At 72.2% G+C, this 21,580-nt stretch carries 19 protein-coding genes; 10 read left to right on the plus strand and 9 right to left on the minus strand.

Annotated features, from left to right (window positions below; translation table 11 throughout):
- Positions 1-374 precede the first annotated feature (374 nt).
- From lnt to NOCJ54_RS0106995, 3 genes are read left to right on the plus strand one after another with little or no spacing between them, the layout of a single operon-like run.
- Entirely contained in the window at positions 375-1,901 is a 1,527-nt protein-coding gene (lnt, locus tag NOCJ54_RS24320) for an apolipoprotein N-acyltransferase (protein ID WP_051485557.1), read from the plus strand.
- Positions 1,891-2,640 carry a polyprenol monophosphomannose synthase gene (locus NOCJ54_RS0106990; protein WP_028654928.1) on the plus strand — a complete coding sequence of 250 codons (750 nt, stop codon included), beginning with the start codon at positions 1,891-1,893 and terminating at the stop codon, positions 2,638-2,640. Before lnt ends, NOCJ54_RS0106990 begins: the two co-directional genes overlap by 11 nt.
- Positions 2,637-3,182, plus strand: a complete 546-nt coding sequence (locus NOCJ54_RS0106995) for an FxsA family protein (RefSeq protein WP_028654929.1) — start codon at positions 2,637-2,639, stop codon at positions 3,180-3,182. Before NOCJ54_RS0106990 ends, NOCJ54_RS0106995 begins: the two co-directional genes overlap by 4 nt.
- 3 nt (positions 3,183-3,185) lie before the next feature.
- On the opposite strand, the gene NOCJ54_RS0107000 is transcribed toward NOCJ54_RS0106995, so the two are convergent.
- The 4 genes from NOCJ54_RS0107000 to NOCJ54_RS0107015 form a co-directional block, all read right to left on the minus strand.
- On the minus strand, positions 3,186-3,575 hold the full coding sequence (locus tag NOCJ54_RS0107000; RefSeq protein ID WP_028654930.1) for an RNA polymerase-binding protein RbpA: 390 nt from the start codon (positions 3,573-3,575) through the stop codon (positions 3,186-3,188).
- 167 nt (positions 3,576-3,742) lie between these two features.
- On the minus strand, positions 3,743-5,092 hold the full coding sequence (locus tag NOCJ54_RS0107005) for an MFS transporter (RefSeq protein WP_028654931.1): 1,350 nt from the start codon (positions 5,090-5,092) through the stop codon (positions 3,743-3,745).
- Positions 5,089-5,877: a glycerophosphodiester phosphodiesterase gene (locus tag NOCJ54_RS0107010; RefSeq protein ID WP_028654932.1), complete on the minus strand. Its 789-nt coding sequence runs from the start codon at positions 5,875-5,877 to the stop codon at positions 5,089-5,091. The genes NOCJ54_RS0107005 and NOCJ54_RS0107010 overlap by 4 nt, the downstream gene beginning before the upstream one ends.
- Positions 5,878-5,902: 25 nt before the next feature.
- Complete coding sequence (locus tag NOCJ54_RS0107015; RefSeq protein ID WP_028654933.1) at positions 5,903-7,444, minus strand: helix-turn-helix domain-containing protein; 1,542 nt, start codon at positions 7,442-7,444, stop codon at positions 5,903-5,905.
- 87 nt (positions 7,445-7,531) lie between these two features.
- Between NOCJ54_RS0107015 and NOCJ54_RS0107020 the strand changes: the two genes are divergently transcribed.
- Both NOCJ54_RS0107020 and NOCJ54_RS28105 read left to right on the plus strand, forming a co-directional pair.
- Positions 7,532-8,548, plus strand: coding sequence for a zinc-dependent alcohol dehydrogenase family protein (locus tag NOCJ54_RS0107020; protein WP_028654934.1), 1,017 nt, complete (start codon positions 7,532-7,534; stop codon positions 8,546-8,548).
- A gap of 57 nt (positions 8,549-8,605) precedes the next feature.
- A complete protein-coding gene (locus NOCJ54_RS28105) occupies positions 8,606-9,409 on the plus strand; it encodes a maleylpyruvate isomerase family mycothiol-dependent enzyme (protein WP_028654935.1) in 804 nt (267 codons plus the stop codon).
- Positions 9,410-9,439: 30 nt separating this feature from the next.
- Here NOCJ54_RS28105 and NOCJ54_RS0107030 read toward each other — a convergent pair whose 3' ends face one another.
- A complete protein-coding gene (locus NOCJ54_RS0107030) occupies positions 9,440-10,810 on the minus strand; it encodes an L-serine ammonia-lyase (RefSeq protein ID WP_028654936.1) in 1,371 nt (456 codons plus the stop codon).
- 72 nt (positions 10,811-10,882) lie between these two features.
- On the opposite strand from NOCJ54_RS0107030, the gene NOCJ54_RS0107035 reads away from it, so the two are divergent.
- The 3 genes from NOCJ54_RS0107035 to NOCJ54_RS0107045 are packed head-to-tail and all read left to right on the plus strand — an operon-like array spanning position 10,883 to position 14,196.
- The gene (locus tag NOCJ54_RS0107035) at positions 10,883-11,383 is read left to right on the plus strand and encodes a helix-turn-helix transcriptional regulator (RefSeq protein ID WP_028654937.1); all 501 of its coding nucleotides are present in this window, start codon (positions 10,883-10,885) and stop codon (positions 11,381-11,383) included.
- A gap of 5 nt (positions 11,384-11,388) precedes the next feature.
- Entirely contained in the window at positions 11,389-11,796 is a 408-nt protein-coding gene (locus NOCJ54_RS0107040; RefSeq protein ID WP_186449675.1) for a VOC family protein, read from the plus strand.
- A 36-nt stretch (positions 11,797-11,832) separates the two neighbouring features.
- Positions 11,833-14,196, plus strand: coding sequence for an ATP-binding cassette domain-containing protein (locus tag NOCJ54_RS0107045; protein ID WP_028654939.1), 2,364 nt, complete (start codon positions 11,833-11,835; stop codon positions 14,194-14,196).
- 9 nt (positions 14,197-14,205) lie between these two features.
- Here NOCJ54_RS0107045 and NOCJ54_RS0107050 read toward each other — a convergent pair whose 3' ends face one another.
- Complete coding sequence (locus NOCJ54_RS0107050) at positions 14,206-15,447, minus strand: NADH:flavin oxidoreductase/NADH oxidase family protein (protein ID WP_028654940.1); 1,242 nt, start codon at positions 15,445-15,447, stop codon at positions 14,206-14,208.
- Positions 15,448-15,493: 46 nt separating this feature from the next.
- Here NOCJ54_RS0107050 and NOCJ54_RS0107055 point away from each other — a divergent pair, with 46 nt between their 5' ends.
- Positions 15,494-15,955 carry a VOC family protein gene (locus tag NOCJ54_RS0107055; RefSeq protein WP_028654941.1) on the plus strand — a complete coding sequence of 154 codons (462 nt, stop codon included), beginning with the start codon at positions 15,494-15,496 and terminating at the stop codon, positions 15,953-15,955.
- 16 nt (positions 15,956-15,971) lie between these two features.
- Here NOCJ54_RS0107055 and NOCJ54_RS0107060 read toward each other — a convergent pair whose 3' ends face one another.
- The 3 genes from NOCJ54_RS0107060 to NOCJ54_RS0107070 all read right to left on the minus strand — a co-directional run bounded on the left by NOCJ54_RS0107060 (position 15,972) and on the right by NOCJ54_RS0107070 (position 20,632).
- Positions 15,972-17,648 (minus strand): AMP-dependent synthetase/ligase, encoded by a 1,677-nt coding sequence (locus NOCJ54_RS0107060; RefSeq protein ID WP_028654942.1) that lies wholly within the window; start codon positions 17,646-17,648, stop codon positions 15,972-15,974.
- A 27-nt stretch (positions 17,649-17,675) separates the two neighbouring features.
- Positions 17,676-19,835, minus strand: coding sequence for an RNA polymerase recycling motor ATPase HelR (helR, locus tag NOCJ54_RS0107065; RefSeq protein WP_028654943.1), 2,160 nt, complete (start codon positions 19,833-19,835; stop codon positions 17,676-17,678).
- A 113-nt stretch (positions 19,836-19,948) separates the two neighbouring features.
- Complete coding sequence (locus NOCJ54_RS0107070) at positions 19,949-20,632, minus strand: HD domain-containing protein (protein ID WP_051485559.1); 684 nt, start codon at positions 20,630-20,632, stop codon at positions 19,949-19,951.
- Between the two features lie 232 nt (positions 20,633-20,864).
- Between NOCJ54_RS0107070 and NOCJ54_RS0107075 the strand changes: the two genes are divergently transcribed.
- Positions 20,865-21,569, plus strand: a complete 705-nt coding sequence (locus NOCJ54_RS0107075) for a GNAT family N-acetyltransferase (protein WP_028654945.1) — start codon at positions 20,865-20,867, stop codon at positions 21,567-21,569.
- The last annotated feature ends 11 nt before the right edge of the window (positions 21,570-21,580 follow it).

Below are 21,580 nucleotides of genomic sequence, written 5' to 3' on the forward strand. Positions count from 1 at the left end.
CACGCCGGACAAGGTCCCGGATTCTGCAGTTTTTTCCGTTTCGGCGAGGTGTTCCTGACCTGCGAAGACGCGCGTTTGTGCAGGTCAGGAGCCGGTTGACAGCGCGGGTCAGGCTGACCAAAGTACGGAGGCGTTCGCCCGTGCAGGTCGTGGCAGGCGGACCGACGTCCGAGTGGCCGTTACGTCGGGGGAGTAGCACCAGCTCCGCCTGGACACGGTTCGCGGAGGTCGGTTCGCTCCTCGAGGGCGGACCGGAAGGGTTCGGGTCTCCCTAGACAACGTCCGGGCGTCGGCAGCCGGTCGGATGTCGGGACGGTCCGAAGGCGGCTCGAACCCTTTCGTGCCTGCAAGGACCGACCCTCTAGGCTCGGCGCGTGCTGAAGCGCTCGGTCCTCGCGGTCGTCGGGGGTGTCCTCCTCACCGCGGCCTTCGAGCCGATCGCGTGGGCCTGGCTGCTGCCGATCGGCGTCGCGACCTTCGCGCTGGCCACCTCCGGCCTGTCGGTACGACGCTCCGGCCTGGTCGGGCTGTTCTTCGGCATCGCCTTCTACTTCACCCACATCGAGTGGATGCGCGGCTCCATCGGGCCCGACGCCTGGCTGGCCCTGTCCAGCGTCGAGGCAGCGTTCTACGGGCTGCTCGGCCTCGCCGTCCCGGTCCTGCGCCGGCTGCCGGCGTGGCCGGTGTGGCTCGCCGCGGCCTGGGCCACCATGGAGACCGCGCGCAGCGGCTGGCCGTTCAGCGGCATGCCGTGGGGCCGGCTCTCCTTCGCCGCCATCGACACGCCCGTCGCGCCCGCCGTGGCGTACGTCGGGATGACCGGGCTGTCCTTCCTGCTGGCCCTGCTGGGGTTCCTGCTCGCCCGCGCGGTGGAGGAACGCACCCTGCCGGCCTCGGCGGCGCTGGTCGGCGTGGGCGCAGCGCTGGTGGTGCCCGCCGTCGTGCCGTTCACCGTCGAGGAGACCGGGACCACCACGGTGGCCGTCGTGCAGGGCAACGTGCCCGGGCCGGGCAACGACATCCTGTGGGACCCGCGCGGGGTGACCGAGAACCACGTGGACGCGACCGTGCAGCTCGCCGACGACGTCGCCGCGGGCCGGGCGCCCGCGCCCGACTTCGTGCTGTGGCCGGAGAACTCCACCGCTGTGGACCCGTTCGACGACGCGCCCGTCAACAGCGGGATCCGCCAGGCCGTCTCCGCGATCGACGTGCCGGTCGTGGTCGGCGGCATCGTCTCCGACGGCCCCGACCACGTGCTCAACCAGGGCATCGTGTGGAGCCCCGGGTCCGGACCGGGGGACCGGTACACCAAGCACCACCCGGTGCCCTACGGCGAGTACATCCCCTACCGCGACATCTGGAACCCCGAGTTCGGCCAGCTCGCGCTGATCTCGCGCGACATGAGGAGCGGGACCCGCACCGAGCCGTTGCGCGTGGCCGGGGTCCGCCTCGCCGACGCCATCTGCTTCGACGTCGCCTACGACGACGTGATGCCCCCGCAGGTGCGCGCGGGCGCCGAGCTGCTCGCGGTGCAGACGAGCAACGCCAGCTTCATCTTCACCCACCAGATCGAGCAGCAGTTCGCGATCACCCGGTTGCGGGCGATAGAGACCGGCCGGTGGCTGACCGTCGCCTCGACCAACGGCCGCAGCGGGGTGATCCGTCCCGACGGATCGGTCGTCGACACCGCACCGGTCCGCGAGCCGGCCGTGCTGGTCGAGGAGGTCGGCCTCGCCACCGGCCTGACCCCGGCGATGTGGCTCGGACCGTGGCCGACCCGCCTGCTGGCGCTGGTCGCCCTGGCTGCCATCGCCACTGGCGTGGTCGCGTACCGTCGAGGGGAGAAGGAGCCCGCCGGGCCCGTGCCGGCCCCGGTGAAGGAGACCAGCGATGCCAGTTGACCACACGCCCGACCTCGGACGTGTCGTGATGGTCGTCCCCACCTACAACGAGGCGGACAACATCGCCTGGATCGTGGGTCGCCTCCGTGCGTCCCAGCCGGCCGTCGACGTGCTCGTCGTCGACGACGGCTCCCCGGACGGCACCGGCGCCATCGCCGACGGCCTCGCCGCCGCGGACCCGGCCGTGCACGTCCTGCACCGGACCGCCAAGGGCGGCCTGGGTGCGGCGTACCTCGCCGGCTTCGCGTGGGCGCTCGACCACGGGTACGACGTGGTGGGGGAGATGGACGCCGACGGCTCCCACCAGCCCGAGCAGCTGCAGCGGCTGCTGGGGGCCCTGCTGGACGCCGACCTGGTCATCGGCTCGCGCTGGGTGCCGGGCGGCTCCGTGGTCAACTGGCCGTGGCGACGCGAGCTGCTCTCGCGCGGCGGCAACCTCTACGTCCGGCTGCTGCTCGGCATCGACGTCCGGGACGCGACCGCCGGCTACCGCCTGTTCCGCCGCACCACGCTGGAGAAGCTGCACCTCGAGAGCGTGCGCTCGACCGGCTACGTCTTCCAGACCGACCTGGTCACCCGCACCCTGCGGGCGGGCCTGACGGTTCGCGAGGTGCCGATCGAGTTCGTCGAGCGGGTGCGCGGCGAGTCGAAGATGAGCGGCCAGGTCGCGCTGGAGTCGCTGCAGCGCATCACCGCCTGGGGGCTGCGCGAGCGCTGGGCGCAGGCGGTGCGGCGATGAACGGAGCCACGGACGCCGACCTCGCCCGGGCACGCCGGCGCAGCCGCCGCCCGGCGGTGCTGCTCTTCCTGGTCTTCGTGGTCCTCCCGGTCCTCGAGATCGTCGTCCTGATCCAGGTCGGCCAGGTGATCGGTCCGTGGTGGACGATCCTGCTGCTGGTGCTCGACAGCATCATCGGGGCGTGGCTGATCAAGCGCGAGGGACGCCGCGCGTGGCGCCTGCTGCGCGAGCGCGTCGAGGCCGGCCGGTTGCCGCACCGGGAGCTCGCCGACGGCGCCCTGGTCGTGCTGGGGGGCGCGCTGATGCTCAGCCCGGGCTTCGTCACCGATGCCCTCGGCGTGCTGCTGATCTTCCCCCTGACCCGCCCGCTGTTCCGCGGGTTGCTGGTCGCGTACGCCGGCCAGCGGGTCGCGCGGCACGCGGGCTTCCCGACGACCGCGGGTCCCGGTGGGCCCGGAAATGCATCTCGCCCCGGACCGACGGTGGTCCAGGGCGAGGTGGTCGATCAGCACGTCGACGGGGTCGACGAGGGCGACGCCTGAGGGTCAGGCCTTCGCCGGCTTCTTCTTGCGCGCGTTGGCGCGGTGCAGGTGCGCGGGGCCGATCTCGCCGCCGCGGAGCAGCTCGAGACGCTCGGTGAGGATCTCCTCGAGCTCCTTCTCGGAGCGCCGCTCCAGCAGCATGTCCCAGTGGGTGCGCTGAGGCTTCTCGACCTTGACCTCGCGCTCGATGCCGGCCGTGCTCTCGGCCTCGAGACCGCACCGCGGGCACTCCCAGATCGCCGGGACCTCGGCCTCGACCGACATGGTGATCTCGAAGTCGTGGCCCTGGGGGCAGCGGTAGCCCACCTGCTGCCGGGCCGCGAACTCGATGCCGCGCTCGTCCTCGAACGACTGGCCCCCCAGTCGGGCGCCGCGCAGTGTCCGCTCAGCCATGAGAACTCCACCTCCCGTGTCTCGTCTCTACCTGTCAACGCTACCCGCGGGTAAAAAGTTCCAACCGCGAACGAATTCCCGGATCAGGTCACAGTGGCAGATCGGCCCGTCGGGCACCAGTCCGGGCGGTACCCGGCGCACTCCGAACCGAGACGGGTGCAGGACGGTCAGATGACGGCAGGCCGCTCGTTGCCGGCCTCCCGGATGCCCCGCTCGGTGTCGACCCGCAGCAGGATCAGCCCGCCGACGAGGAAGAAGACGACGAGCGCGAAGATCGCCGGCCGGTAGGAGTCGGTGAACTGGTAGACGAGGCCGAAGGTGAGCGTGCCGAACCAGGACGTGCCCCGGTCCATCGCGTGGTAGAGGCTGAAGTAGGCCGCCTCCTTGCCGCGCGGGATGAACAGCGAGAAGTAGGACCGCGCCAGCGCCTGGGTGCCACCGAGCACGACGCCGATGGCCACCCCGAGCAGGAGGAAGGGGACCAGCTGCTCGTCGGGCACGACGAGCGCGACGGTCACGATGCCCATCCAGCCCACGAGACCAGCGAGGATCACCTTCTTGGCACCGAAGCGACCCGCGGCGCGGCCGAAGGCGATCGCCCCGCCCATCGCGACCGCCTGGACCAGCAGGTAGGTGCCCAGGACGAGGCCCTCGTCGAAGCCGAGCTCCTCGATGCCGTAGATCGACGCCGACCCGATCACGGTCTGGATGCCGTCGTTGAAGAAGAGGTAGGCGACGAGGAAGGTCAGCGCGACGGGGTAGTTGCGCAGGTCCTTGAGGGTCGCCCAGAGCTGGCCGAAGGACCGGGCCAGGATCCCGCCCTCGACGTCCTCGACGGCGACCGGCTCGTGCCGGCGAATGCCGCGCCACGGGATGATGATGAAGGCTGCCCACCACACGGCCGCGGAGAGCATGCTGATCCGGACCGCCATCTCCTGGCCCATGCCGAGCGCGTCGTGGAAGGTCACGACGGCGAAGTTCACGGCGAGCAGGAGCCCGCCGCCGGCATACCCCCGCGCCCAGCCGATGGAGGAGACCCGGTCGCGCTCGGCCTCGGTGGAGATGAGCGGGAGGATCGAGTCGCTGACCACCACGGCACAGCCCGCGCAGAGGTTGGCGACCATGAACATGATGCTGCCGAAGGCCCAGTTCTCGCCGGACATGAAGAACAGCAGCCCGGCAGCCACCGCTCCCGCCCACGCGAACGCGACCATGAGGTCGGGCTTGCGGGACGTGCGGTCGGCGAGGGCCCCGATGATCGGGTAGAGCAGCGCGCTCACGATCGTCGACAGCGTGATGACGTACGACGGCAGGGATCCCGGCGCGATGGAGAGCCCGAGGACGTCGAGCCGGCCGTGCTCGCCGACGTCGTTCTCGGCGATCGCGATGAGGTAGGGCGCGAACAGGACCCCGGCGATGGTCGTCTGGAAGGCCGAGGTGGCCCAGTCGGTGAAGTACCACGCGCGCTGCTCGCGGGCCCGGTTGAGCGGACCCAGGTCCGCGATGCTGGTCGTCACGTCGTCCCTCCCCGCGCGGACCACCACTGGCCGCGTCCCTGGAGCACATCCTTGAGCAGGTCGGTGCGATCCGTGAAGAGGCCGTCGACGCCGTGGTCGAGGAGCTCGGCCATCTCGGCGGGGTCGTCGACGGTCCACACGTGCACCTGGAGGCCGGCCGCGTGCGCCCGGCGGACCAGGCCCGGGGTGGTCACCCGCAACCCGCGGTGCCGGTGCGGCACCTGGAGGGCGGCGAACCCGGTCCCGCCGAGCAGGCGGGCCACCCGGGCGCTGGGGGAGAACCGCCACACGACCACCTGCCACGGGTCCGCGGCCGTCGGCACGCGTCCCTCGGTGAGCTCGCGGAACCGGCGGATGCGGCGCCGGGAGAAGGAGCCGATGAGCACCCGGTCCCACAGCTCCCGCTCACGCACCAGCGCGGCGAGCGGGTCGACGGCGTCGTCGGACTTGATGTCGATGTTGAAGCGGCACTCCGGGAAGGCGTCGAGCAGGTCGACCAGCGTCGGGACCTCCTCGCGCCCGCCGATCCGCGCCCGTCGTACCTCCGCGAGGGTCAGGTCGCACACGCGCCCCTGCAGGTCGGTGACCCGGTCCAGGGCGGCGTCGTGGAAGGCCAGCAGCACCCCGTCGGCGGTCAGGTGCACGTCGGTCTCGAGGTAGTCGTAGCCCAGCGACGCCGCGTGGCGGAACGCAGCCATCGTGTTCTCCAGGCCCTCGACCTCCGGGTGGTAGGCGCCACCGCGGTGCGCGAACGCGAGGACCTTGCCGGGCGGGAGGTAGCTCATGACGCTCCGATCGGCAGCAGGACGCTCAGATGTCGCGGAAGGTCTCGATCTCCGCTCCGAGCGAGCTCAGCCGCTCGGCGAGGTCCTCGTAGCCGCGGTGGATGACGTAGGTGCTGCGCAGCACCGACGTCCCCTTGCTGGCCAGCATCGCGAGCAGCACGACGACCGCGGGCCGCAGCGCCGGCGGGCAGACCAGCTCGGTGCCGGTCCACGACGTCGGGCCGTCGATCTGCACCCGGTGCGGGTCGAGCAGGGTGACCCGGCCGCCGAGCTTGTTGAGCTCGGTGAGGTAGATCGCGCGGTTGTCGTAGACCCAGTCGTTGAGGTACGTCGTGCCCTCGGCGACCGCCGCGATCACCGCGAAGAACGGCAGGTTGTCGATGTTGAGGCCCGGGAACGGCATCGGGTGGATCTTGTCGCGCGGAGCGACCAGGTCCGAGGCGCGGGTGGTGATGTCGACCAGGCGGGTGCGGCCGTTCGCGGCGAGGTACTCCTCGGAGCGGTCGTAGCGGAAGCCCATCTCCTCGAGCACGGCCAGCTCGATCTCGAGGAACTCGATCGGCGCGCGGCGGATGGTGATCTCCGATCGGGTCACGATCGCCGCGGCGAGCAGCGACATCGCCTCGATCGGGTCCTCGCTGGGGGAGTAGTCGACGTCCACGTCGATGGTCTCGCGGCCAGTGACGGTCAGCGTCGTCGTACCGATGCCCTGGACGTCCACGCCGAGGGCCTGCAGGTAGAAGCACAGGTCCTGGACCATGTAGTTCGACGAGGCGTTGCGGATGACCGTGGTCCCCGGGTGCAGGGCGGCGGCCATCAGGGCGTTCTCGGTGACGGTGTCGCCGCGCTCGGTGAGCACGATCGGGCGGCCGGGGACGATCGCCCGGTTGGCCTGGGCGTGGTACCACCCGTCGGTCGCCTTGACCTCGAGGCCGAACGGGCGCAGCGCGGACATGTGCGGCTCGACGGTGCGGGTGCCGAGGTTGCAGCCGCCGGCGTAGGGCAGCTCGAAGCTGTCCACGCGGTGCAGCAGCGGGCCGAGGAACATGATGACCGAGCGGGTGCGCCGCGCGGCCTCCTCGTCGATGCGGGTGAGGTCGAGCTCCCTGGGCGGGACGATCTCGAGGTCGTTCTCGTCGTTGATCCACCGCGTCTGCACGCCGAGGCTGTCGAGCACCTCGAGCAGGCGGTTGACCTCCTCGATCCGTGCGACCTTGCGCAGCGTGGTCCGGCCACGGTTGAGCAGCGAGGCGCACAACAGGGCGACCCCGGCGTTCTTCGACGTCTTCACGTCGATGCTGCCCGAGAGGGTCGTGGGTCCCTTGACCCGCAGGTGGGTCGGACCGGCGCCGAGCGCGACGATCTCGGAGTCCAGGGCCGCGCCGATGCGGGCCAGCATCTCCAGCGAGAGGTTCTGGTGGCCCTTCTCGATCCGGTTGATCGCGCTCTGGCTGGTGGCCAGCCGCTCCGCGAGCTGGGCCTGGGTGAGGCCGCGGTGCTTGCGGGCGTCGCGGATGAGGTTCCCGATCCGGCCCTTGTAGTCGTCGGTCGGTGCGTCCGTCGTCATGCCTACGACGGTAACTCACATGTGAGATAACACCAACGACAGGCGGCGGCGCGTCCCCGGGGCGGGGGAGTACGGCAGGATCGGACCATGCGCGCAACCACGATCCACGCTGCCGGCGACATCCGGGTCGAAGAGGTCCCGGACCCGGTCCTCAAGAAGCCCACCGACGCGATCATCCGGGTCACCGCCGGGTGCATCTGTGGCTCGGACCTGTGGCCCTACCGCGGGGAGAACCCGATCCGCCCTGGCTCGACGATCGGCCACGAGTGCATCGGCGTCGTGGAGGAGGTCGGCAGCGACGTCCGCGACTTCAAGGCCGGCGACCACGTCATCGTGCCGTTCTGCCACTGCGACAACACCTGCCCCCACTGCCTGGCCGGTGCCCACTCCGCCTGCGTGAACCTCAGCATGACCGCCAGCGGACAGGCGGAGTACGCCCGCGTGGGTCAGGCCGACGGCAGCCTCGTCTCCACCGGCGGCGCCCCTGACGAGGACCTGGTCGCCTCCGTGCTCGCACTGAGCGACGTGATGCCCACCGGCTGGCACGCCGCCGTCTCGGCCGGCGTCCGTGAGGGCGGCACCGCGGTCGTGGTCGGCGACGGTGCGGTCGGCCTGTGCGGTGTGCTCGCCGCCTCGGTGATGGGCGCCGAGAAGGTCGTCGCGATGTCGCGCCACGAGCCGCGCCAGGAGATCGCTCGCGCGTTCGGCGCCACCCACGTCGTCGCGTCGCGTGGCAAGGAGGGCATCGCCGAGGTCCTCGAGATCACCGGGGGGATCGGGGCCGACGCCGCACTGGAGTGCGTCGGCACCGACGAGGCCATGAGGACCGCGATCGGGGTGACCCGGCCAGGCGGCGGGGTCGGCTTCGTCGGCGTGCCGCACGGCGTGGAGCTGCCGATCCGCACCCTGTTCGAGAAGAACGTCGGGCTGCGCGGCGGCATCGCCCCGGTGCGGCGCTACCTGCCCGAGCTGCTCGCGCTCGTCCAGGACCGCCGCATCGACCCGGGCCGCGTCTTCGACCTCACCCTGCCGCTGGAGCAGTCGCCGGAGGGCTACCGGGCCATGGACGAGCGGCGCGCGATCAAGGTGCTGCTCGAGCCCTGAGTCGACCGGCGGAAAACCGGGTGCACGCTGTCGGTGGCCCGGCCTAGCGTCGTCGCCATGACCCGCCTCGACGACGCCACCTACCTCGAGCACATCCGCCGCGAGTCCGCGCGCTTCGCGCAGGTGCTCGCCGCGTGCCCGCCCGACGCGCGGGTGCCCTCGTGCCCGGAGTGGGACGCCACCGACCTGTGGTGGCACCTCGCCGGGGTGCAGGACTTCTGGCACCACGTCGTCAGCACGCGTCCGACCGTCCCCGAGGACTACGAGGACCCGCAGCGCCCGGAGGAGCGGGACGCCGTGCGGGCGTTCTTCGACGACGCGCACCGGCGCTTCGTGACCGCCCTCGCCGCTGCGGACCCGGCGGACCACGCGTGGTCCTGGTCGAGCCGCGACGCCGACCAGTGCGTCGGGTTCACCTTCCGCCGGCAGGCGCACGAGGCGCTGATCCACCGCCTCGACGCCGAGCTCGCCGCCGGCACGCCGACGCCGCTGCCGACCGAGCTCGCCGCCGACGGCGTGCACGAGGCGCTCGACACGATGTACGGCGAGCTGCCGGCCTGGGGGCGCTTCGACCCGGAGCCGCTGTTCGTCGAGTACCGGATCACCGACGTCGACCGCTCGGTCTGGGGCCAGCTCGGCACGTTCACCGGCACCGAGCCGGACGGCACCGAGCACGTCGCCATCCCCGACCAGCACGTCGTCGACGACCCGGGCCGACCCGCCGACCTCGTCGTGTCCGGCACGGCCGACCGCCTCGACGGCTGGCTGTGGCACCGCTACGACGACACCGGGATCACCGTCGAGGGCGACCCGCACGCCCGGGAACGCGCCTTCGCCGTGCTCGAGCAACCCATCGACTGACCGCCGCAAGCGGCTGCCCGGTGGGGCCGGTCAGCACTCGATCACGTTGACGGCCAGGCCGCCGCGCGAGGTCTCCTTGTACTTGGTGTGCATGTCGCGGCCGGTGTCGCGCATGGTATTGATCGCCCGGTCGAGGGAGACCGTGTGCCGGCCGGTGCCGGCCAGGGCGAGCCGGGCGGCGTTGATCGCCTTGACCGAGGCGATCGCGTTGCGCTCGATGCAGGGGATCTGGACCAGGCCGCCGACCGGGTCGCAGGTGAGGCCGAGGTTGTGCTCGATCCCGATCTCGGCGGCGTTCTCGACCTGCTCCGGCGACCCGCCGAGCACCTCGCAGAAGGCGCCGGCGGCCATCGAGCAGGCCGAGCCGACCTCGCCCTGGCAGCCGACCTCGGCCCCGGAGATCGAGGCGTTCTCCTTGAACAGCACGCCGATCGCGCCGGCGGTGAGCAGGAAGCGGACGATCCCGTCGTCGTCGGCGCCCGGGACGAAGCGCACGTAGTAGTGCAGCACCGCGGGGATGATCCCGGCGGCGCCGTTGGTCGGTGCGGTGACCATGCGGCCGCCCGCGGCGTTCTCCTCGTTGACGGCGAGCGCGAACAGGTTGACCCAGTCCATCGCGCGCAGCGGGTCATCGACGCCGCCCTCGGCGGTCAGCCGCGCGTGCAGCGCCGGCGCGCGCCGCGGCACCTTGAGACCACCCGGCAGCACGCCCTCGTGGGCGCACCCGTTGCGCACGCAGTCGGCCATCACCGACCAGATCTCCAGCAGCCCGGCGCGGACCTCCGCCTCGGTGCGCCACGACAGCTCGTTGGCGAGCATCACGTCGCTGATCCGCAGCCCGGTGTCGGCGCAGGCGGCCAGCAGCTCGGCCGCGGTGTGGAAGGGGTGGGCGACGGGGGTCTCGTCGGCGACCACCCGGTCGGCTCCGACGGCCGACTCGTCGACTACGAACCCGCCGCCCACCGAGTAATACACGCGGTCGCGCACGAGGGCGCCCCGGTCGTCGTACGCCTCGAAGCGCATGCCGTTGGGGTGGCCGGGCAGCGACTTGCGCCGGTGCATGACCAGGTCGTCCTCGCCCAGCGCGACCTCGCGACGGCCAGCGAGCCGCAGCCGCCCGCGGTCCCGGATCGCGGCTGCGCGGGCGTCGTAGGTGGTGATGTCGACGGTCGCCGGGTCCTCGCCCTCGAGGCCGAGCAGCACCGCCTTCTCCGAGCCGTGGCCGTGCCCGGTGGCGCCGAGGGAGCCGAAGAGCTCGGCCCGCACCCGCGCGACCTCGTCGAGCCGGCCGTCGGCGGCCAGGCCGTCGGCGAAGAGCCGCGCCGCCCGCATCGGACCGACCGTGTGCGAGGACGACGGACCGATGCCGACCGAGTAGAGGTCGAAGACGCTGAGTGCCACGTCACCGACACTACGGGTTGTCTGACAATGCAGCCTCATGCATGGGGCTCGACCCTTTGGCAGGATGGCGGCGTGGTGGACGCCGAACGCCTGCGGACCCTCACGCTGCTGCGCCGCGTGCGGGACCGGATCGACCGTGAGTACGCCCGCCCGCTCGACGTGGAGGCGCTGGCCCGCGACGTGCACATGTCGGCCGGCCACCTCAGCCGCGAGTTCCGTCGGGCGTACGGCGAGCCGCCGTACTCCTACCTGATGACGCGCCGCATCGAGCGGGCGATGGCGCTGCTGCGTCGCGGGGACCTGTCGGTCACCGACGTGTGCTTCGAGGTCGGCTTCTCCTCCCTCGGGACGTTCAGCACCCGGTTCACCGAGCTCGTCGGGGTGCCGCCGAGCACCTACCGCGAGGAGGTCGCCGCGGGCGCGGAGGGTGCGGCGGGCGCGAGCAGCGTCGTCGAGCCGCCGTCGTGCGAGACCAAGAAGGTCACCCGGCCGCTGCGCCGCGGCGGCGCGCAGACCAGCCCCGATCCGGTCAGGAATCGAGAAGCGCCACGGTTCCAGCCGCCATTAGCGTGAGCGGCATGGACATCAGCATTCAGCACAGCTTCCTCCCGCAGACCGACCCCGAGGCCTCGCTGGCGTTCTACCGCGACGTGCTCGGCTTCGAGGTCCTCAACGACGTCGGCTACGGCGACATGCGGTGGATCACCGTCGCCCCGAAGGGCCAGGCCGCGCCGTCGATCGTCCTCGCCCCGCCTGCCGCGGACCCCGGGATCACCGAGGACGAGAAGGCGACCATCGCCGAGATGATGGCGAAGGGCACCTACGCCACGATCGTGCTCAGCACCCCCGACCTCGACGGCGCCTTCGAGCGGATCCAGGCCACGGGCGCCGAGGTGATCCAGGAGCCGATCGACCAGCCGTACGGCGTGCGCGACTGCGCGTTCCGCGACCCGGCCGGCAACCACGTCCGCATCAACCAGGCCTGAGCCACCACCCCACACCCGAGAGGCACCACCGACCGCATGAGCGCCACCGCCCACCCGGCCGACACCCACGACCTGATCCGGGTCCAGGGGGCACGGGAGAACAACCTCAAGGACGTCGACGTCGAGATCCCCAAGCGCCGGCTGACGGTGTTCACGGGAGTCTCCGGGTCGGGCAAGAGCTCGCTGGTCTTCGCGACGATCGCCGCGGAGTCGCAGCGGATGATCAACGAGACCTACAGCACCTTCGTGCAGGGCTTCATGCCGTCCCTGGCCCGGCCCGAGGTCGACGTCCTCGAGGGGATCACCACCGCGATCGTCGTCGACCAGGAGCGGATGGGGGCCAACGTCCGATCGACGGTCGGCACCGCCACCGATGCGAACGCCATGCTGCGGGTGCTGTTCAGCCGGATCGGCGACCCGTACGTCGGCCCGCCGACCGCGTTCGCGTTCAACGTGCCCACCCGCCGCGCAGGCGGGGTGATGAGCACCGAGAAGGCCGGCGGCAAGGTCGAGAAGAAGGTCGTCAAGAACGCCGTCTACCTCGGCGGCATGTGCCCGGAGTGCGAGGGCCGGGGCACCGTCTCCGACCTCGACCTCACCCAGATCGTCGACGAGAGCAAGTCCCTGTCCGAGGGCGCCATCCTGGTCCCCGGCTACACCGCGGACGGCTGGATGGTCGCGGCGTTCAAGGCGGTCCTGCCCGCCGACAAGCCGATCTCGACGTTCACGAAGGCCGAGCGCGAGGACTTCCTCCACGCCGAGCCGCGCAAGGTGAAGGTCGAGAAGATCAACGTCACCTACGAGGGCCTGATCCCGAAGATCCGCAAGTCGATGTTCAGCAAGGACGTCGACTCGCTGCAGCCCCACATCAAGGCGTTCGTGGAGCGAGCCGCTGTCTTCGCCGACTGCCCTGCCTGCGGCGGCACCCGGCTCAACGAGGTCGCCCGGTCGGCGAAGATCAACGGCAGGAGCATCGCCGACGTGTGCGCCATGCAGATCACCGACGCCGCCGCGTGGGTGCGCGGCATCGACGACCAGTCCGTCGCCCCGCTCAAGGCCAGCCTGCTGCACCTGTTCGAGTCCTTCGTCGAGATCGGCCTGGGCTACCTCTCGCTCGACCGCCCCGCCGGCACCCTGTCCGGGGGAGAGGCCCAGCGCACGAAGATGATCCGCCACCTCGGCTCGGCGCTCACCGACGTCACCTACGTCTTCGACGAGCCGACGATCGGGTTGCACCCCCACGACATCCAGCGGATGAACAAGCTCCTCCTCGAGCTGCGCGACAAGGGCAACACCGTCCTGGTCGTCGAGCACAAGCCGGAGACGATCGCGATCGCCGACCACGTCGTCGACCTCGGTCCCGGCGCCGGCACCGCCGGCGGCACGGTCTGCTTCGAGGGCGACGTGGCCGGCCTGCAGGCCTCCGACACGCTCACCGGGCGCCACCTGTCCTACCGCGCGCCGCTCAAGGAGTCCGTGCGCGAGGCGACCGGGGCGATCGAGGTGCGCGGCGCCTCCACGCACAACCTGCGCGACGTCGACGTCGACATCCCGCTCGGGGTGCTGTGCGTCGTCACCGGCGTCGCGGGCTCGGGCAAGAGCTCGCTCATCCACGGGTCCGTCGCCGGGCACGAGGACGTGGTCGTCATCGACCAGGGGGCGATCAAGGGCTCGCGGCGCAGCAACCCGGCGACGTACACGGGGCTGCTGGAGCCGATCCGCAAGGCCTTCGCCAAGGCCAACGGCGTCAAGCCCGCCCTGTTCAGCGCCAACTCCGAGGGCGCCTGCGAGAGCTGCAACGGCAACGGGATGATCTACACCGAGCTCGGCTTCATGGACACCGTCGCCACCGTCTGCGACGAGTGCGAGGGCAGGCGCTTCCAGGCCTCCGTGCTCGAGCTGACCTTCGGCGGGCTGAACATCGCCGAGGTGCTCGACCTGCCCGTCGCCGACGCGCACGCCTTCTTCGCCGCGGGGGAGTCGAAGGTGCCTGCCGCCGCCACGATCCTGCAGCGCATGGAGGACGTCGGGCTCGGCTACCTCAAGCTCGGCCAGCCGCTCAACACGCTCTCCGGCGGCGAGCGCCAGCGGCTGAAGCTGGCGGTGCGGATGGGGGAGAAGGGTGGCGTCTACGTGCTCGACGAGCCGACGACGGGCCTCCACCTCGCCGACGTCGAGAACCTCCTCGGCCTGCTCGACCGCCTCGTCGACTCCGGCAAGTCGGTGATCGTGATCGAGCACCACCAGGCCGTGATGGCGCACGCCGACTGGATCATCGACATCGGCCCCGGCGCCGGCCACGACGGCGGCACCGTCGTCTTCGAGGGCACCCCGGCACAGCTGGTGGCCGGTGCGAGCACGCTGACCGGCCAGCACCTGGCGGAGTACGTCGCCGGCTGATCCCGCCGGTCAGAGGCCGCGGCGACCGACCCGGACGCTGTCGCGGCCGTGGCGGGCGAGGTACTGCGCGACGTTGAGGGCCGGGTGGCGCTGCGGCGCCGGCTCCTTGCCGTCGGCCATCCGCCACATCTGCACGGTGTACGCCGTCAGCTCGGTCAGGCTGTCGACCAGCCGGATGCCGCTGCGCCGCGGTCGGACGCGACTGCCGGACGTCGTACCGTCCAGGAGGCCGGCCGGGACGTCCGGCTCGACCGTGAGCGGGCGGCCGAGGCCGACGACGTCGACGGCCCCGCTCGCGACGGCGTCGGCCATGGCCTCGGCCGTGCGGAAGCCACCGGTGAGCATCAGCGGCAGGTCGGGGAGCTCGGCGCGCACCCGGAGGGCGTAGTCGAGGAAGTAGGCCTCGCGACGGCGCGTGCTCTCCTTCAGGGTCGGGTCGACGCCGAGCATGGCGGCAGAGGAGTAGGTGCCGCCGGAGACCTCGAGCAGGTCGATGCCCTCCTCGGCGAGCGCGTGCACGACCTCCAGGGACTCGTCCTCGCCGAAGCCGCCGCGCTGGAAGTCCGCGGAGTTGAGCTTGACCGCCATCGCCTTGTCGGGCCCGATCTCGGCGCGGACCGCGCGGGCGACCTCGATCAGGAACCGGCGCCGCTTCTCCGGCGTGCCGCCCCAGGCGTCGGTGCGCCGGTTGGCGAGCGGGGAGAGGAACTGGCTGACGAGGTAGCCGTGCGCGCCGTGCAGCTGCACGCCGTCGAAGCCGGCGCGGACGAGGTGGCCGGACGTGGTGGCGTAGCGGGCGATGACCTCCTCGATCTCGGCGGGGGTGAGCTCGCGCGGCGGCGCGAACATCCCGGCGCTGCCGTCGAGCGGGACCGCCGAGGGCGCGACCGGCTCCGGGGTCAGTGTGCGGGGCGCCTGTCGGCCGGGATGGTTGACCTGGGCCCACGCGGTGGCGCCGTCGGCCTTGATGATCTGCGCCCACTCGACGAGGTCGTCGTGGGAGCGGTCGTCCTCGACCACGACGTTGCCCGGCTCGCCGATCGCCCGGCGGTCGACCATCACGTTGCCGGTGATGACCAGGCCCGCCCCGTTGCCGGACCAGCGCCGGTAGAGCGTCTTGATCCGGGTGCCGGGGGTGTGGTCGCGGCGCGCGAGGCTCTCGCTCAGCGCTGCCTTGGCGATGCGGTTGGGGAGCACCGCTCCGTTGGGCAGCGTGAACGGCTGCTGGAGCGTGGTGGCCATCGGCGTCATGGCGGACACCCTGCACGATGTCGGTGGTCGGCACTACAACGGGACCATGAGTCGAACAGTCCAGGTCACCTTCGACGCGCACGACCCGCGGTCGCTGTCCCGCTTCTGGGCCGAGGTCCTCGGCTACGCCGTCCCCGGGCCACCCGGCGTCGAGCTCGCCGACGGCGCGAACCCGTTCGAGGCGTGGGAGGGCTTCCTCGCGGGCCTGGGCGTGCCCGAGCACCTGCGCGGCGCCCGGTCCGCGGCCGAGGACCCGGACGGCGACGGGCCCCGGCTGTTCTTCCAGCAGGTGCCCGAGGAAAAGGTCGCCAAGAATCGCGTGCACCTCGACGTGCGGGTCGCGCCCGGCCTGGCGGGGGAGGAGCGGATGGCGGCGCTGGAGGCCGAGTGCGAGCGACTGGTCGCCCTCGGCGCGCGGCGGATCGCACGCCACGACCCCGAGCCGCCCCTCGGGGCCGGCCACATCGTGATGGCCGACCCCGAGGGCAACGAGTTCTGCCTCGACTGAGCCGGGGTGCCCGGGCTCAGGCGTCGGGGTCGCCCTCGGCGTAGAGCTCCTCGATCACGTCGGCGTACTTCTCGGCGATCGGGCGGCGCTTGAGCTTCATGGTCGGGGTCAGCTCGGCGCCGCCGGGGAGCCAGTCGGTCGGGAGGATCCGGTAGCGCTTGACCTGCTCGACGCGGGAGAGGCGGGAGTTCGCCTCCTCGATCGCGGTCGCGACCTGCTCCTGGACCTTCTGGTCGACCGAGAGCGCGGCGGTCGAAGGGTCGGGGAGGCCGACCTGCTCGGCCCACGCCGCGCACACGTCGGGGTCGAGCACCAGCAGGGCGACGTTGTAGGGGCGGCGGTCGCCGAGGACGACGGCCTGGCCGATGAGCGGGTGGGAGGCCTTGAGGGTCTGCTCGATGTTCGACGGCGACATGTTCTTGCCCGCCGCGTTGATGATCAGCTCCTTCTTGCGGTCGACGATGGTGACGTAGCCGTCGTCGTCGATGGTCGCCACGTCGCCGGTGTGCAGCCAGCCGTCTGCGTCGATCGCCTCGGCGGTCTTGTCGGGCTGGTTGCGGTAGCCGCGCATCAGCTGGGGGCCGCGCACCAGCAGCTCGCCGTCGTCGGCGATGCGGACCTCAAGGCCGGGGAGCGGCTTGCCGACGGTGCCGATCCGGATGTCGTCGGGCGGGTTGATCGTGCCGCAGCAGGAGATCTCCGACATCCCCCACAGCTCGCAGATCGGGATGCCGAGGGCGGAGAAGAACTCCAGCACCTCGGGCGCGATCGGCGCCGCGCCGGAGACGGTGTGGCGCACGTCGTCGAGGCCGAGCAGCTGGCGCACGGCGGCGCGGTGGTCCTCCGGCAGGGCCGCGGGGTCGGTGACGCCCTTGGCCTCGAGCGCGGCCTTGATCTTCTCCCAGACCCGCGGCACGCCGCCCCACACGGTCGGCCGGACCTCCGGGAGGGCCGCGATGACCGCCTTCGGGTCGTCGACGTAGGTGGTGGTGCCGCCGAAGACCATGGGCGTGTAGTGCCCGGCCCAGCGGTCGGCGACGTGGGCTGACGGGAGGTACGACGTTGACCGCTCCCCGGGGTGCACCGGGATGATCGCCTGCACGCCGCGCAGCTGGGCGAGCATGCTGCCGTGGGTCAGCTCGACGCCCTTCGGGGGGCCGGTCGTGCCGGAGGTGTAGATGAGGGTGAGCACGTCCTCCGGGCCGACCGCGCGCCAGCACGCCTCGAAGTCGAAGCCGTCGACGGTGCGCGACGCCAGGTCCTCGAGGCTGGTCGTGCCCTCGCCTCCGTCGACGCTGACCACGACCTCGACGTCCGTCCCGGCGGCCAGCACCTGCGACAGGAACTGCTGCTCGGTGACGACCACCCGGTTGCCCGCGTTGCCGAACAGGTACGCGATCTGCTCGGGTGCCGAGGTGTTGTAGATGGAGAACGGCACGGCGCCCAGGTGCAGCGCGGCGGTGTCGACGAGGGCGAACTCCGGGCGGTTGGTGAGCATGATGCCGAGCGTGTCGCCGTGGCCGACCCCGAGCGCGGCCAGGCCCTCGGCGAGGCGGCGCACCCGCTCGCCGTACTCCTGCCAGGTGATCTCCTGGCCGCCGCCGGGGGTGCGCAGGGCGACCACGTCACCCGTCGCGGCCACGGTGTTCTGGAAGGCCTCGCAGAGGCTCGGGACGTCGAGGGGGTCGCTCATGGCCCGATGCTGGCAGTGTGACGGCGGTCACGCAACGGGCTCGCCGCGGAGGACGACGAGCTCGCGGGTCGCCCGGGTCATCGCGACGTAGCGGTCCACGGCACCTTGGATGCCGTCGCCGAGGGCGTCGGGGTCGACGAGCACGACGAGGTCGAACTCCAGGCCCTTGGCCGTCTCCGGGGTCAGCGAGCGGACGCGCCCGGTGGCGACGAAGGTGGGGTCGCCGATGACGCAGGCAGTGCCCTCGGGGTGCTCGTGCAGCCAGGCGTCGAGGACCTCGTCGCGTGCCGCGCGGGGGAGGTGACGGACGGGCAGGCCGGTGCTGCGCACCGACGTCGGCACGTTGGCGTCGGGGAGGGCGGCGCGGATGACGGGCTCGGCTGCCGCCATCACCTCCTCGGGGGTGCGGTAGTTCACCGTCAGCGACGCGACCCGGGTGCGGTCGATGCCGGCGCGGGCCAGTCGGTCGACCCAGCTGCCGGGGAAGCCGTGCCGGGCCTGGGCGCGGTCCCCGACGATGGTCAGGCTCCGCGACGGGCACCGGGCGAGCACCATCTGCCACTCGGCGTCGGTGAGCTCCTGCGCCTCGTCGACCACGACGTGCGCGAAGGGGCCGGCGAGCTGGCGGTGCCGGTCGGGAGGCGTGTCGTCGGGCGCCGCCAGCGCCCCCTGCAGGTCCGCGCCGCGCAGCATCGACATCAGCATCATCTCCGAGTCGTCGGTGGCGATGAGGTGGTCGACGACGCGGTCCATCTCCTCCTTCTCCGCGGCGCGCTCCGCCTCCGCGCGTCGCCGGCGCCGTGCTGCGTCTGGGTCGCCGAGGCGCCGGTGCGCGGCGTCGAGGAGGGGCAGGTCGGCCAGTGTCCAGCGCTGCGGGCCGTGCCGCCGCAGCAGCCGCACCTGGTCCTCGTCGAGCCACGGAGCGCACATCCGCAGGTAGGCCGGGACCTCCCACAGGTCGCCGACCAGGTCCTCGGGGTCGAGCAGCGGCCAGGCCTTGCCGAGGACCTCCCGCAAGGCTGCCGAGCCCAGCACGGCGCGTCGGACGACCGCGGGGGAGAGGGCCTCGTCGTCGGCGTACCTCTCGACGAGGAGGTCGACGAGCGCGTCGAGGACCTGCTCGCGGCCCTCGTTGTGCGGCGTGCCGGGCTCGACGGCCTCGAACGCCTCGGCCCACTCGGCCTCGCCGACCCACAGGTCCCGGTCAGGGGTCTCGACCTCGACCGCCTCGGCGGGCGGCTCCTCGTAGAGCCGCACGGCGGGCTCGATGGCGCCCACCATGCGGGCGTCCGCCTTGAGCGCCGCGACCGCGGGGTCGGGCTCCGGCCCGAGGTCGTGGCCGCCGGGCACGAGGTCGCGCAGGGTGCAGGTGCGCACGCCGTCCTCGCCGAGGCTGGGCAGGACGTCGGCCACGTAGTCGAGGTAGGGCTGGTGCGGCCCGACGACGAGCACGCCGCCGCGGCCGCTGGACAGGCGCGGGTCCTCGTAGAGCAGGTATGCCGCACGGTGCAGCGCGACGACGGTCTTGCCGGTCCCGGGGCCGCCGTCGACGACGAGCGCACCCCGTGACGGTGCCCGGATGATGGCGTCCTGGTCGGCCTGGATCGTGCTGAGCACGTCGCGCATGCGGGGCGAGCGGCTGGCTCCGAGGCTGGCGATGAAGGCGGACTGGTCGTCGAGCGCCGCGTGGCCCTCCAGCCCGTCGGGGGCGAAGACCTCGTCCCAGTAGTCGCTGACCCGGCCCAGGGCCCAGCGGTAGCGGCGCCGGCTGGCGAGGCCCATCGGATCGGCGTGGGTGGCGGCGAAGAACGGCTCGGCAGCGGGGGAGCGCCAGTCGACGAGGAGTCGCCGGCCGTCGGGATCGGTGAGGCCGAGCCGCCCGACGTAGACCGGCTCGGGGTCGTCCAGGCGCACGATCCGGCCCAGGCAGAGGTCGAGGCTGAACCGGCGCAGGGTGCGCAGCCGGTTGCTGAGCCGGTGCACCTCGAGGTCGCGGTCCATCGCGGCCTGGCCGTGGCCGCCGCCGCGGCGACGCTCGGCGTCGAGGCGCTCGGCCAGGTCGGCGATGGTCGTCTCGAGGGTGGCGGCGATCGCCGCGAAGTGGCGCTCGTCGTCGGCGATGAGCGCGGGGTCCGCCTTCGCGGAGAGGTGGTCGGGGAGGGAGAACGCCGTCGGCGCAGGGGTCACAGGGCAGCTCCGTTGGTCGGTCGGAGCGGCGATTGTGGGGCACGACGGGGGCCTTGCGGCAAGCCCCCCGTGCCGCTATACCTTGAGAGTGGAGGGGCCCGGCTGACCGGGCCTCACGCGTCTAGGTCGGGCGGCGCCGGGCGGATCCAGCCCCGCTGCAGCCCGTGGTCGACCATCGCGCTGGTCACCGCGCCGAGCCGCCGCGACCCCGCGACGACTCCTGCTTCCCGGGCCCGCACCGTCGCCTCGTTGGCGCCCGGCATCTGCCAGGTCCCGCCCTGGTTGACCCAGTTGAGGAGCATCGGCTGGAGCCGGTCGAGGGCCTTGCAGAAGCGGGCCTCCGGCGTCCGGCCCGCCTCGAACTCCTCCCACAGGTCGCGGATCCACCGGGCCTGGTCGTCGGGCAGCTGCGCGAACAGCACGTCGGCCGCCGCCTCCTCCCGCTCCTGCTGGTCGACGACCGCCGCAGGGTCGAAGACGGGGCTGTCGCCGGCGTGGATCTCGACGAGGTCGTGGATGACCACGAGCTGCATCGCGTGGCCGACGTCGATCGGCTCGTCGGCATGCTCGGCGAGCAGCATCACCATCAGCGCCAGGTGCCACGAGTGCTCGGCATCGTTCTCCCGCCGGTCCGCGGCGGCGAGCGGCGTGGCGCGCAGCACGGTCTTGAGCTTGTCGACCTCGGCCACGAACCCGAGCTGGGCGGCGAGGCGGTCGTCGACCTCCGGCGGCAGCGGGCTGCGGTCGATGAGCAGGTCGCTGGCTGCCGGACTGGAATCACTGCTGACGTCGTCCACCCGACCAGCGTCCCAGAGGCCGTCGAGCAGGCGGGGGAGACCTGTGGACGGGGCCGGTCGAGGGGTTGCGGTTTGGTCCCAAACCACAGGTTTTCTGTGGAGAACCCTGCAGTTCGTGACCAATCGGCGCGTTCGCGGCCACGTCGGGGGCGTGCTGGTTCGAGGGCGCTGGCCTGGCGCCCGGGCGGGAAAAGCGGTGTCGGTGGGCGCAGGACGCCGGAGAGAATCGAGCATGCTGACCCTCGAGGAGATCTTCCCGCCGTACGCCCTGCGTATCGCCTGCGGCCCGGTCGAGCTCCGGGTGCTGCGCGACGAGGACTTCCCCGAGCTCGTCGAGCTGGTGCGTGGCGGCGTCGAGGCTCCCGGCCTGCCGATGCCGTTCCTGCGCGCCTGGCACGACGAGCCGTTCGCGCCGGGCGCGCCGGACGGCTTCCCGACCTCGTCGCTGGCCTGGTGGTGGACCCAGCGGGCGACCTTCGCGCCGTCGGAGTGGCGCCTGGCCCTCGCGGTACGACGTGACGGCGTCCTCGTCGGCATGCAGGACCTGCACGCGCCGGACTTCCAGCAGACCCGCCAGGTGCTCACCGGGTCGTGGCTCGGAAGGGCACACCAGGGCCGGGGGACCGGGACGCTGATGCGCCGCCTCGTGGTCGGCCTCGCGCTCGACGAGCTCGGCGCGGAGAGCTGCGAGTCGGGCTACATCGTCGGCAACCACGCCTCGGCCGCGGTGAGCCGAAAGGTCGGGTACGTCGACAACGGCCGCCGCCGCGTCGTGCAGCACCTGCGCGACGGCAAGATCGGCGCCGACGAGCAGCGCGTCGTCGTGACGCCGGAGACCTTCGTCCGCCCGCAGGAGCCGGTGTCCGTCGAGGGCGCCGAGGCACTGCGCAGGTTCCTGGGGATCGGTCCACGGATGACCGGACCGTCGGACGGGTAGCGTCACCCGAC

Origin of the sequence: Nocardioides sp. J54 (assembly GCF_000519005.1) — a bacterium.
In the GTDB taxonomy this organism is placed as follows: Bacteria; Actinomycetota; Actinomycetes; order Propionibacteriales; family Nocardioidaceae; genus Nocardioides.

Bases quoted from the DNA above. Each gene is read 5' to 3' on its own strand.
- NOCJ54_RS0107020 (WP_028654934.1), top strand. From the start codon at position 7,532: ATGCGCGCAACCACGATCCACGCTGCCGGCGACATCCGGGTCGAAGAG.
- NOCJ54_RS28105 (WP_028654935.1), top strand. From the start codon at position 8,606: ATGACCCGCCTCGACGACGCCACCTACCTCGAGCACATCCGCCGCGAG.
- NOCJ54_RS0106990 (WP_028654928.1), top strand. From the start codon at position 1,891: ATGCCAGTTGACCACACGCCCGACCTCGGACGTGTCGTGATGGTCGTC.
- NOCJ54_RS0107000 (WP_028654930.1), bottom strand. From the start codon at position 3,575: ATGGCTGAGCGGACACTGCGCGGCGCCCGACTGGGGGGCCAGTCGTTC.
- NOCJ54_RS0107040 (WP_186449675.1), top strand. From the start codon at position 11,389: ATGGACATCAGCATTCAGCACAGCTTCCTCCCGCAGACCGACCCCGAG.
- NOCJ54_RS0107050 (WP_028654940.1), bottom strand. From the start codon at position 15,447: ATGACGCCGATGGCCACCACGCTCCAGCAGCCGTTCACGCTGCCCAAC.
- NOCJ54_RS0107045 (WP_028654939.1), top strand. From the start codon at position 11,833: ATGAGCGCCACCGCCCACCCGGCCGACACCCACGACCTGATCCGGGTC.
- NOCJ54_RS0107015 (WP_028654933.1), bottom strand. From the start codon at position 7,444: ATGACGACGGACGCACCGACCGACGACTACAAGGGCCGGATCGGGAAC.
- NOCJ54_RS0107075 (WP_028654945.1), top strand. From the start codon at position 20,865: ATGCTGACCCTCGAGGAGATCTTCCCGCCGTACGCCCTGCGTATCGCC.
- NOCJ54_RS0107060 (WP_028654942.1), bottom strand. From the start codon at position 17,648: ATGAGCGACCCCCTCGACGTCCCGAGCCTCTGCGAGGCCTTCCAGAAC.
- NOCJ54_RS0106995 (WP_028654929.1), top strand. From the start codon at position 2,637: ATGAACGGAGCCACGGACGCCGACCTCGCCCGGGCACGCCGGCGCAGC.
- NOCJ54_RS0107010 (WP_028654932.1), bottom strand. From the start codon at position 5,877: ATGAGCTACCTCCCGCCCGGCAAGGTCCTCGCGTTCGCGCACCGCGGT.
- NOCJ54_RS0107055 (WP_028654941.1), top strand. From the start codon at position 15,494: ATGAGTCGAACAGTCCAGGTCACCTTCGACGCGCACGACCCGCGGTCG.